Raw genomic sequence first — 12,297 nt, 5'->3', positions numbered from 1 at the left:
GATGTCAAAAAAGATAAGAAAAATTGGTGTTTTTACTTCAGGAGGAGATTCTCCTGGGATGAATGCTGCAGTACGTTCAGTTGTAAGAACTTGTGCCTTTCATAATATAGAATGCGTTGGTATTTATCAAGGATATGAGGGCATGATGAAAGGAGATTTTGAAGTTTTAGGACCTAGAAGTGTTAAAGGTATTATTAATAAGGGAGGGACTATACTTAAATCTGCCAGATCTAAAGAATTTAGAACCAAAGAAGGAAGACAAAAGGCATTTGAACAATTAGCAAAAGCAGAAATTGATGCTCTAGTAGCAATTGGTGGAGATGGAACTTTTACTGGAGCCATGATTTTTAATCAAGAGTTTGGTTTTCCTATAATGGGTATTCCTGGTACCATTGATAATGATATTTTTGGAACGTCTCACACCTTAGGTTTTGATACAGCACAAAATACTGTAGTTGAAGCTATAGACAAAATTAGAGATACAGCAAGTTCTCATAACAGACTATTTTTTATAGAAGTAATGGGGCGTGATGTTGGCCATATCGCACTTAATGTAGGTATAGCTGGTGGTGCAGAAGAAATCTTAATTCCTGAAGAAGACTTAGGGCTTGATAGATTAGTAGAATCTTTAAATAAAAGTAGAAAATCTGGTAAATCATCAAGTATTGTTGTCGTTGCTGAAGGTGATAAAATAGGCAAAAATATATTCGAACTTAAAGAATATGTTGATGAAAATATGGAAGGTTATGATGTGAGAGTTTCTGTTTTAGGTCACATGCAGCGTGGTGGAGCACCATCATGTTTTGATAGAGTACTTGCCAGTAGAATGGGAGTGAAAGCTGTAGAGTCCTTAATAGAAGGTAAAACAAATTTCATGGTAGGATTACAGAATAATGTGATGCAATTAACTCCTTTGGATCAAGCTATAAAAGGAAAATCAAAAATTAACTTAGAATTACTTCGTGTCTCAGACATCATGAGCACATAATAAACATTAATAAATAAAAACATGTCAAAATTGAAAATTGGAATTAACGGGTTTGGAAGAATAGGAAGAATAGCTTTTAGAGTAGCAGCTACTAGACCAGACATAGAAGTTGTTGGAATTAATGATTTGCTGGATGTTGATCATTTAGCATACTTATTAAAATATGATTCTGTACACGGAAAATTTGATGGTACTGTTGAAGTTGTAAACGGTAATTTAGTTGTAAATGGTAATGAAATTAGAATTACTGCTGAGCGTAATCCAGAAGATTTAAAATGGGATGCTGTTGGAGCTGAAGTTGTATTAGACTGTACAGGTATATTCACAACTTTAGATAAAGCACAAGCACACATTACAGCAGGAGCTAACAAAGTAGCTATATCTGCGCCATCTGCAGATGCACCAATGTTTGTAATGGGAGTAAACCACGATAAAATTACTGATGCAGATACTATTGTTTCTAATGCATCTTGTACTACAAACTGTTTAGCTCCTTTAGCTAAAGTTATTAATGATAAATTTGGAATTGCCGAAGGTTTAATGACAACTGTTCACGCAGCCACTTCAACACAATTTGTTGTTGATGCGCCTTCTAGAAAAAATTACAGATTAGGTCGTGCAGCTATTTCTAACATCATTCCTTCATCTACAGGTGCTGCTAAAGCAGTAGGTAAAGTAATTCCAGAATTAAACGGAAAACTAACAGGTATGGCATTTAGAGTTCCTACTCCAGATGTATCTGTAGTAGACTTAACATGTCGTTTAGAGAACCCGGCATCTTTTGATGATGTTAAAGCAGCGCTTAAAGAAGCTTCAGAAAACGAATTAAAAGGTATATTGGGATACACTGAAGAAGGTGTGGTATCTCAAGATTTTGTCTCAGAACCACGTACAAGTGTTTTTGATGCAGGAGCAAGTATTGGTTTAAATGATGGTTTCATTAAATTAATTTCTTGGTATGACAATGAGTTTGGTTACTCAACTAAACTTATTGACTTAGCACAACACATTGGTTCTTTATAATACTTTAAATAACTTTAAGGCTTCGCGATCCTACGATTGCGAAGCTTTTTTATTCCCATACTTATGATTTTAATTGTTGATAGTGGTTCTACGAAGTCAGATTGGTTAGCAGTAGACAACGAAGGAAATAAATTAATGGAAAAAGTTCGTACTAAAGGGCTTAATCCTGCTATTTTGAGTGAAAAAAAACTTCACAAAACAATTTTAAAGAGTAAAGAGTTAAAAGAAAATAAAGAACAGGTAACTCATGTGTTTTTCTATGGAGCCGGCTGTGGTACTGAAAATGCAAGAGAGTTGTTAACCAATGTTTTAACGGGAATATTTACTAATGCCCATGTAGAAGTAAATGAAGATACCTTAGCAGCTGTTTATGCTACTATTAATCACCCTAAAGAAGCTGCTGTTGTTTGTATTATGGGTACAGGTTCTAACTGTAGTTATTATGATGGAGAAGTATTACACCAACGTGTTACATCTTTAGGTTATACTTTAATGGATGATGCTTCTGGTAATTATTATGGTAAACAATTAATTAAAGATTATTATTATAATCACATGCCAGAAAATGTAAAAATAGCTTTTGGTGCTAAATACAATATGGATGCAGATTTTATAAAATACAATTTATATAAACAACCAAGTCCAAATGCTTATTTGGCTAGTTTTGCTGAGTTTATGTTTTTGCATAAAGACTCAGAATACACTATTAAACTAATAAAAGATGGTATAAGAGAGTTTGCCAGAAACATGATTTTTCAATATGAAAAGGAACTACAAACAGTTCCTGTGCATTTTGCAGGTTCCATTGCGTTTTTTGCACAAAAAGAAATTAAAGAAGTTGCTGAGGAAATGGGGTTTAAAGTTGGTAATTTTGAGAGAAGACCAATCGATGGTTTAGTACCATTTCATACTAAAGATTTATAATATTTTCTAATTAGTAGAACGTCTTGTGTTAGAACATACCGCAATTTATATCTCTAATAGAGATGATAAAAAAGCACTTATAAAAAGAATAACTTCAGGATTTATTTTTCCGGAATTGGCATCTCAAAAAGGTGACATTTTTTCTGAAATAACAGTAAACAGATTTATTGAGGAAGAAACGCGTCACGAAAACTATCAAGTATCAACGCTAACCCAAAACAGTCTTAAAAACTCTTCAGATGGTGAGCGAAAAAAAGCATTATTAAATCATATTTTATCAGATAACACTTCAGATTATCTAATTCTTGATAATGTATTTGATTGCTTAGATATTAAGACTCAGGCACAAGTTAGTAAGATGCTTGCAGAAGTAAGTAACACAACTCAAATCATTCAAATTACTACACGTAAGCGTGATATTTTAACTTTTGCAGATAAAGTCTATACAATTAAAAATAACGCCATAAGACCATATTCAACAAAAGAAACAAATAGCAGTACAAATTATTTCATAAAAGATTTACCCCAAGCCTATAAGAATGAGTTTGAATATATAACACCTATCATTTCACTACGCAATTTAAACTTGAGTTATGGTAACAGGCCAATCTTAAATAACGTGTCTTGGGAAGTAAAACCAAATGAATTTTGGCAACTTATTGGTCCTAACGGTTCAGGTAAAAGTACCATTCTGTCTTTAATTTCTGGAGATAATCCAAAAGGATATATGCAGGATATGACCTTATTTGGAATGAAAAAGGGGAGTGGGGAAACTGTTTGGGATATAAAAAAGCATATAGGATACTATTCTTCTGAAATGCTAAGAGGGTTTAAACGAAAAGATTCCATTGAAAGCATGATAATTTCAGGTTTTTTAGACTCTATTGGTCTCTATAAATACCCAACAGATGTACAAGTTAAAATCGCTAGAGAATGGGTAGACTTGCTTAATATGACACCCATTAAAGATAAGAGTTTTCATTTCTTATCAAATGGACACAAAAGGTTAGTATTAATTGCAAGAGCAATGGTAAAACATCCTCCATTATTAATTTTAGATGAACCAACTAATGGTTTAGATGATAATGATGCACAAATTTTTTCAGAATTAGTTAATAAAATTGCAAAAGAAAGTAGCACCTCTATTATCTATGTATCACACCGTAAAGAAGCCTATATTAATCCAGATTTTATATATGAACTAATCCCTAATAATACAGGTTCTGTAGGAAGAATTTCAAAGGCTAAATAACAGCTAAATATATCAAGTTGTATATACTTTATTTTCTTGCTCAGCAACCCTAATAAAAGTTGTGCGTTTGGTTAGTTCCTTCAATCTAGAAGCACCAACATAAGTACAAGTACTGCGTAAGCCACCTAAAATATCTTTTATAGTATCAGCGACTTTACCTCGGTAAGGCACTTCAACCGTTTTACCTTCACTAGCTCTATAATCAGCTACACCTCCAGAATGTTTGTCCATTGCAGTAGCAGAACTCATACCGTAGAACTTTCTGTACTGTTTACCATTACGTTCAATTATACTGCCACCGCTTTCATCATGTCCCGCAAACATACCACCTAACATTACAAAGTCAGCACCAGCTCCAAACGCTTTAGCTACATCACCAGGGGTTGTACATCCACCATCACTAATTATTTGACCTCCTAAACCATGGGCAGCATCAGCACATTCAATAATAGCAGATAGTTGAGGATAGCCAACACCAGTTTTAACTCTTGTTGTACAAACCGATCCCGGACCTATACCTACTTTTATAATATCTGCACCAGAAAGTAACAACTCTTCTACCATTTCTCCTGTAACAACATTACCAGCAATAATTACTTTTTCTGGGTAATCATCTCTTGTTTGTTTTACAAAATCAGTAAAATGCTCAGAATACCCATTAGCAACATCAATACAAATAAATTGTAATTGGGGATTTGCTTTAATATTTTCAGAAAGGCGTATGGCATCCTGCTTACCTATACCAGTACTTACTGCAATATGGTTTTCAATACCTTTAGGGGAAGTATTTAAAAACGTACTCCATTCACCTGTAGTATAGTGTTTATGTATGGTGGTAAATAGCTTAGCTTTAGATAACTCATTTGCCATTTTAAAAGTGCCAACAGTATCCATATTGGCAGCAATAATTGGAATTCCAGACCAAGTTAATGAACTATGTAAAAACTTAAATTCCCTTTCAAGGTTTACCTCTTTTCGGCTTTTAAGTGTTGAGCGCTTTGGACGAATCATAACATCCTTAAACCCTAATTTAATATCATATTCAATTCGCATGAGATACTCATTTTAATAGCATCCAAAATTAAGGCTTTTACGATTTTAAATCACTTAAACGAAAATATATTTTTATAACATAAATAAATCGATATTGTTTCTTATCTTTAATGCTATTTTAGCTTTAATGAAATTTCATCCCAAATCCAAGCAAGGTTTCAGACTATGGACTTTTGGTTTTATCTTAGGTCTGATAAGTTTAGGAGTTCTATTTTTTATTGGAAGTCACTCTTCATATAGTGCTGATTATTTTTCAACGTTTGCCTTATTAGTATTGATGATTCTAGTAGTGGTTACTTGTGGTTTTTTGTATGTATTGAGAACTCAAGTAGGCAATGAGGTTGTTGAGTCCTATTTGAATAATAGAATTGACGAATTAGTAGATGAATTAGAATTAGCAACAGAGAGTTCTGAACATAAATCTATCTATTTAGAGAATATGAGTCATGAAATCCGTATTCCTTTGAGTACAATTTTGGGGATGATTCGTATGTTAAAAAACACTAATTTGGATTCCGATCAACAGGCTCAACTTGAGATTGCTGAGTATTCTTCAGAACACTTACTACAGCTAATCAATATGGTTTTAAATAATTCCAAAGATCTCAATACAGATTTAAAAATAGAACAAGTACCCATTCGCTTGAAATCAGACTTTATTAAACTATTTAAAATATTTGAATATCAAGCTTGGGAAAATAATTTGGATTTCAGCTATAAATTCTTGATTGATAAAAAACAGGATTTTTTATTACTAGGTGATTTTGCTAAAATTCAACAAGTACTTATCAATTTAATTAACAACGCTATTAAGTTTACAAATAATGGGAAAATAGAAGTTACTATTGACCATAAAGTTACTTATGATAACCTACAAGTAGTTTCATTTTATGTAAAGGATACAGGTATAGGTATGAGTTATTTTGAACAAAAGGAGACTTTAAAAAGTATTGAAGAGAAAAGCTTGTCTAGAACTATACAACACTATAAAGGCTCAGGAACTGGGTTAACTGTAAGTAAAAAGCTTATAGAGTTAATGGGAGGAGAACTAAAGTTTGAAAGTAAGGAGAACGAAGGATCTACATTTTATTTTAGTTTGCAATTACAAAAAACACTTAATGTGATTGAAGAGCCACCTAAAGACATTCCAATTTTATTAAATAAATATGATTATAGGTTTAGTGTTTTGGTTGCTGAGGATAGCAAAATGAATCAAAAAGTAATTAAATTTTTATTAGAACAGCATGGTGCAGAATGTACATTTGTAAGCAATGGTTTAGACGCTGTAAATCTGTATAAAGTAATTAATTTTGATATGATTTTTATGGATATTTATATGCCTAAAATTAATGGTTATGAAGCTACAAGAATTATAAAAAACTCTGATAAGTACTCAAAAAATAATATCCCAATTGTAGCCGTATCGGCTAGTGCTTTTGAAGAAGATATTGAAAAGGCAAAGGCTGCCGGAGTTGATGAGTTTTTGGCAAAACCTATAGATAATAAGAGGCTGAGTAGTGTCTTAAAAAAATATGCTTTAAAAAAGGAAGAACAGGTGTCTTAGTTTTTATTTTTCTGCAATCATACTTATTTCTACATTCACATTTTTAGGTAACCTAGCTACCTGCACTGTTTCCCTCGCTGGTGCGATTTCATCATTAAAAAAGCTACCATATACATCATTAATTAAACTAAAATCATCCATGTTAACTATAAATATTGAAGATTTTACAACATCTTCAAATGTATAACCCGCAGCTGCTAAAACAGCTTTCAGGTTTTGCATAATCTGCATAGTTTCAGATGTAATATCGCTTAAAACTAAACGCCCAGTTTCGGGGTTTATAGCAATTTGTCCAGATAGATATAGTGTATTTCCACTCAGTATGGCTTGATTATATGGACCTAATGGAGCTGGAGCTTTATCCGTTGTGATTATTTTTTTCATTTGAATAGTATAAAATTAAAACACCAGCAAAAGTAAAACTTATAATGTTTGATCTGGTTGTCTTCTTTGTTCGTATTTAAGGTCTTTAAGAATATTAGACTTTATACCTATAAAGAAATTCCATGAACTTCTTGAACTAAAGGGCACCCAACTAAAATTCATTCGCCAACTAAGCAAATCCCGCTCAAAGCGTAATTGGGTAAATGTGAATCCATGGTCCTTAAAATCGTATCCAGAAGAGCCTCCAACAGACCATTTTGGGGATAACTCAATATCTCCTGAGAACATTAAAGAGTGTGATGCTATCTCATTATTTCGTCTTTGATTGGAATAATTTACAGCGTACGCTAACCTTAAACTCCAAGGTACTTTAAAATTGTAAAATTTATCATCCTCTTTATCCTCGTCTTTTTTGGCATTAGCGTCAAAACGTTTACTCGTAAAATCTTCTGAACGCCCAAATAAATCATCTGCTCTTCCTCCATTCCTAATGTTTTCTTCTACACTAGCATCTCTGGCATTATCATCTTTTTTATCACCGCCTTTACTAGAGATAGAATAACTCATATTCATATTAGCGCTTGTAAGCCTAAACAAACTACCGCCATTATCTATATTAAAGGTGTTTATTCTTCTGTTGTTGTTATCTAGAGCATAAGGATCTAGTGTTGCACTAAAGTTTACACTTAATTTTTTATCAAATAATTGTGTACCACCATTTATTCTTACAGGACTCCACTGTAAAGAGTCTCCGGCAAAATTATAAGCAGTAGATAAATTAAAGTTATTTAAGAGTATTATCTTTTTGGGCTCAGTTTTAGTAGAATCTTTATCTCTTACCTTGGCTTCAAAATTATTGGATAGAGATATCCCCATTGAGCTGGAAAATCGCCTATTTGGAACACCAAATAAACTTTGCTCAAAACGTGTAAATTCAACATCGTCTCTAGTAACACCATCGGCTGTTATAACTTCAGTTTCATAACTATCGTAATATCTGTCAAAAGCAGGATTAATATTATAGCTAATTGCTGGGCGCATTACATGTCGTATAGCTTTTAACTTTTTATCTTCTCCCTTTTTTTCAAAATTGAACATTCCATAAATTGTAGTACCAATACTAGTACTAAAATTGTAAGTTCTGTAAGAATCAAACCCCTTTATAGTATCCGTAATAGTTTCTCTAGTATCAAAATCAAAACGCCTATCAATGGTATTAAATGTCCATACCTCATTAAAACTACTACTAGCACTTACACTAAAATGCTTAAATAATTTGAAATTTGTACTTAAGGGAACAGAATGCTGAAAACCTGCTTTAGCATCATCAAACATCTCTTTTTTGAAGAATAAAGAATCAGTAGTTTGAATTCGGTTTTCCCCTCGAACATTATATTGAAAGTTGATGTTTTGAATCATTCCCTTCTTAGTTCCTGCTTTAGGAGCAAAAGGAAATACACGCCCCATGTTAGCCTGAAAAGTTGGGAGCGTCATATTTATTTGTTGTGTTTGTGTATTTTGTGAGTGTGTTGCTGTTACACTAAAATCTATCTGAGGCTCTCCTTGAAATGTTTTAGAATAAGAAACTGATGAAGCCAAGGTATTATTTAAAAATGCGCCTGTAGTAGCTTGATTCAAAGATGCTCTAAAAAAGGTACTACTACCTAGGTTTACAGAAGCAGAAAATCGTGAGTTTGGACTTGCCTTAGCATCCTGACTGTGCGACCACCTGAGATTGTATACAGTGGTTTTAGAGTAATCGGGGAATCCACGTTCACTGGTTATTAAGTTTTCGTATCTAAAACCAAAATTACCACTAAACTTATAGCGTAAAGCATAAGTACTCTCTCCTCTAACACCATAACTCCCATTAGTATAGTAATCTCCCATAAGTGCCAGATCTACATGAGGACTAATAGCAAAATAATATCCTCCATTTTGTAAAAAATAACCTCTCTCGTTTTGTTCTCCAAATGTTGGAATTAACACTCCTGAAGCAGCAGTATTTGCAGGTCTTTGTGGAAAGAAACTAAATGGCATCCATATTGGAGTTGGAACATCGTAAAAATACATCTGCGCTGGCCCAGTAACAATTTTTTTCTTGGGAACAATTTTAGCTCTTTTTAGTAAAATGTAGTACTCAGGATCCTCCAAATCTTCTGCCGTAGTATATTTGGCATCTTTTATAAAATATACAGAATCATTTTCTTTTTTGGTAACCTTAGCTATAACAGTACCTTCACCTTGTTCAGTAATACTATTATAAATAAGTGCTTTTTGAGATTTTGTATTAAATATTATTGAGTCTGGTTTTACAATATTACCACCTTGATCAAAAACAGGAGCTTGGGTATATGTTCCTGTAGAATCTACAATTCCTTTAGCAGTAACTTCATCCTTGGTATAATCTATGGTAATATCTCCAGCTTTAATATTTAAATCTCCATAAGTAATCTCTGCTTCATTGTAGAGATATAATTTTTGCTTTCTCTGATTCATAGAGGTGTAATCCTGTGCCTTATAGATAACAATATTTTCTAAAAACTCTTTCTTTTTTGGTTTGATGGAGTCTGTAACTGTAGAGTCTTGAAGTGTCTTAGAAACTTCAGGTTTTATAATACTATCAAGAGATTTTACAACAGTATCTTGTTTTTTTTGAGGGACTGCTTCAATAGATTTTTCCTTTTTCGGGATATCTTGGGCGAAGCTAAAAGTGTTGATAAACACTGTAAAACTCAATGCAAAAAGTATTTTAAATTGGTTTGTACGCAACGCTTTTAAATGTATTTTTGTAAAAGTATGGCTCGGTTTTTGAAATGCCAAAATTACATATATTTTTCTGGGTTTAATTTATATTTCATTAGAAAATTTTCATTTGAAATAAACCAAATTATAAAGTCCTAATGATAAACCATTATGTAATCAAAAACTGAACCTTTTTAGGTAAAATTGAATTATATATTCAAAATTTAACAATTACCACATGAAAACGAACATCATATTACATTTCGTATGTTTTATAATAGTATTAACATTTAGCTTGCCTAATAATGCACAATCTAATGATAAGTTTGTTGTTGTTTTGGATGCTGGACACGGGGGTAAAGATTCTGGAACTCCGGGTACTAAGAGGTATAAAACAGCAGAGAAAGATATAGCTCTTGATGTAACTTTAGCTTTGGGAAAGCTCATTAAAAAGCACATGCCCAATGTAAAAGTGTTATATACCAGAACAAAAGATACCTATCCTACTTTGAATAAACGTGCTGTTTTTGCTAATGATGAGAAGGCAGATTTGTTTATATCAATACATTGTAATGCGCAACCAGGAGGTAAAGGTTCTGCGTATGGTTCAGAAACGTTTGTTTTGGGACTTCACAAAAACGCAGCAAATCTTGAAGTTGCAAAACGCGAAAATTCAGTGATTTTCCTAGAAGATAACTATGAGGAAACATATAAAGATTTTAACCCTAACTCGCCAGAATCCTTAATAAGTTTAATTTTAGCTCAAGAAGATTATCTAGATCATAGTATAGAGTTAGCAAATTATATAGAAACGGAGTTTAAAGTTACTGGTAAGCGAAAAAGTAGAGGGGTTAAACAAGCAGGTTTATATGTTTTGGCATACACTTATATGCCTAGTGTACTTGTGGAATTAGGGTTTTTAACTAATAAAAAAGAAGAAGATTATTTAAATTCTAAAAAAGGAAAACAGGTAATGACCAAGTCATTATTTAATGCCATAGAAAAGTATGTAAATAGTATATTTCAAAATAAGTTAAAATCTGTTGCAGCTAAAAATGATGATTCTCAAAAATCATCTAGTGAACATCTTGAACAAAGAATTATAGAAGGTGTTAATTTTAAAGTTCAAATAGCAGCGAGTTCAAGAGCCTTAGAACCCAAATCTTATAACTTTAAAGGATTAAAAAATATTTCTCGAATTAGTCAAGGGAGTTTGTATAAATATTTTTACGGCAACACTTCAGATTATAACAAGGCGAAGTCTTTAGTAAAAGAAGCAAAAGCAAAAGGTTATGCTAGTAGTTTTGTAGTCGCCTTCAAGAACGGAAATAGGGTTTCGTTAGCAGATGTGCTAAAAACAGCTTCAAATTAATAAGTTTCTATCTAAATTTATTTTAAATTTGTTTTTAAAAGAAAGCAAATTTTGAAAATATCAAAAGAAGTAAAAACAGGCATTCTTGTATTGTCTGGAATTATACTATTCATTTTTGGGTTTAATTACTTAAAGGGAAAAAATCTACTTGATTCTTCCAGAACATTTTATGCAGAATACGAAAATGTTGAAGGTTTAGTTGCCTCTACACCAGTAACTATTAATGGGCTCTCTGTTGGTAAAGTTATGGATATAGATTTTAAAGGAGATGGCTCTGGGAAATTGAAAGTTAAACTTGTAGTAAATAGTGAATTTGAGTTTTCTAAAAATAGTCGCGCAGAATTATACGAAACAGGCTTAATAGGAGGTAAGGCTATTGCAATAGTTCCAGCTTTTGATGGGGCTGAAAATGCTAAAGATGGTGATAAACTTATTGGAGGCGTAAAAGCAGGACTTAGTGAACTGGTAAATCAAAGATTAACACCTTTGCAAGAGAAGATAGAAAAGATGATGTCTGAAGCAGATGCGCTTTTGATAAACCTTAATGAAGTTTTTGATGCTAATACAAAATCTAATCTAAGAAGTAGTATTGCTGGGTTGGATCAGTTAATGAGTGAGTTTAAAACCACATCAAAATCTTTGAACACATTAATTTCAAGAGAAGATAGTAAGTTAAATAAATCACTAAGCAATTTTGAAACTGTATCTTCAAACTTAGTCAAAGTATCAGACTCTATTGCTAGTACCAATATTGCGCAAACAGTTAATAACTTAGAGTCAACTTTAAAAAACGTAGATGCTATTTTAACCGATTTCGAAAAAGGAGAAGGCTCTATGGGGAAATTGCTTAAAGATGAAGCACTATATAATAATATGAAAGGCGCTTCAAAAGAGCTAGAGGAATTATTACGTGATGTGAAATTACACCCTAAACGTTATTTCAGAATCCTATCCAAAAAGGAGATACCATATAAAGAAGAAACTAACTAAGC

10 protein-coding genes are annotated in these 12,297 nt (G+C 32.5%); 7 read left to right on the top strand and 3 right to left on the bottom strand.

The genetic code is table 11. From position 1 onward, the window contains the following. Position 1 precedes the first annotated feature (1 nt). The 4 genes from pfkA to EYD46_RS06295 all read left to right on the top strand — a co-directional run bounded on the left by pfkA (position 2) and on the right by EYD46_RS06295 (position 4,187). A complete protein-coding gene (pfkA, locus tag EYD46_RS06310; protein ID WP_130936205.1) occupies positions 2-988 on the top strand; it encodes a 6-phosphofructokinase in 987 nt (328 codons plus the stop codon). 21 nt (positions 989-1,009) lie between these two features. Then, positions 1,010-2,011: a type I glyceraldehyde-3-phosphate dehydrogenase gene (gap, locus tag EYD46_RS06305; protein ID WP_130936204.1), complete on the top strand. Its 1,002-nt coding sequence runs from the start codon at positions 1,010-1,012 to the stop codon at positions 2,009-2,011. A 63-nt stretch (positions 2,012-2,074) separates the two neighbouring features. Further along, entirely contained in the window at positions 2,075-2,935 is an 861-nt protein-coding gene (locus EYD46_RS06300) for an N-acetylglucosamine kinase (RefSeq protein WP_130936203.1), read from the top strand. 25 nt (positions 2,936-2,960) lie between these two features. Beyond that, positions 2,961-4,187: an ATP-binding cassette domain-containing protein gene (locus EYD46_RS06295; protein WP_130936202.1), complete on the top strand. Its 1,227-nt coding sequence runs from the start codon at positions 2,961-2,963 to the stop codon at positions 4,185-4,187. A gap of 12 nt (positions 4,188-4,199) precedes the next feature. Here EYD46_RS06295 and EYD46_RS06290 read toward each other — a convergent pair whose 3' ends face one another. After that, positions 4,200-5,240: a GMP reductase gene (locus tag EYD46_RS06290; protein ID WP_130936201.1), complete on the bottom strand. Its 1,041-nt coding sequence runs from the start codon at positions 5,238-5,240 to the stop codon at positions 4,200-4,202. Between the two features lie 127 nt (positions 5,241-5,367). Here EYD46_RS06290 and EYD46_RS06285 point away from each other — a divergent pair, with 127 nt between their 5' ends. Further along, complete coding sequence (locus EYD46_RS06285; protein ID WP_130936200.1) at positions 5,368-6,804, top strand: response regulator; 1,437 nt, start codon at positions 5,368-5,370, stop codon at positions 6,802-6,804. A 3-nt stretch (positions 6,805-6,807) separates the two neighbouring features. Here the strand turns inward: EYD46_RS06285 and EYD46_RS06280 are convergent, their stop codons facing one another. Continuing rightward, the gene (locus tag EYD46_RS06280) at positions 6,808-7,188 is read right to left on the bottom strand and encodes a RidA family protein (protein ID WP_130936199.1); all 381 of its coding nucleotides are present in this window, start codon (positions 7,186-7,188) and stop codon (positions 6,808-6,810) included. A 39-nt stretch (positions 7,189-7,227) separates the two neighbouring features. Beyond that, positions 7,228-10,011, bottom strand: coding sequence for a putative LPS assembly protein LptD (locus EYD46_RS06275; RefSeq protein ID WP_130936198.1), 2,784 nt, complete (start codon positions 10,009-10,011; stop codon positions 7,228-7,230). 160 nt (positions 10,012-10,171) lie between these two features. Between EYD46_RS06275 and EYD46_RS06270 the strand changes: the two genes are divergently transcribed. Then, the gene (locus EYD46_RS06270) at positions 10,172-11,305 is read left to right on the top strand and encodes an N-acetylmuramoyl-L-alanine amidase family protein (protein ID WP_130936197.1); all 1,134 of its coding nucleotides are present in this window, start codon (positions 10,172-10,174) and stop codon (positions 11,303-11,305) included. A 51-nt stretch (positions 11,306-11,356) separates the two neighbouring features. Further along, on the top strand, positions 11,357-12,295 hold the full coding sequence (locus tag EYD46_RS06265) for an MlaD family protein (protein ID WP_130936196.1): 939 nt from the start codon (positions 11,357-11,359) through the stop codon (positions 12,293-12,295). Positions 12,296-12,297: the final 2 nt, after the last annotated feature.

Source organism: Hyunsoonleella pacifica (genome assembly GCF_004310335.1).
Classification (GTDB): Bacteria; Bacteroidota; Bacteroidia; order Flavobacteriales; family Flavobacteriaceae; genus Jejuia; species Jejuia pacifica.
Note: the sequence above shows the minus strand (reverse complement) of the source record. Positions and strands in the feature narration are given on the sequence as shown.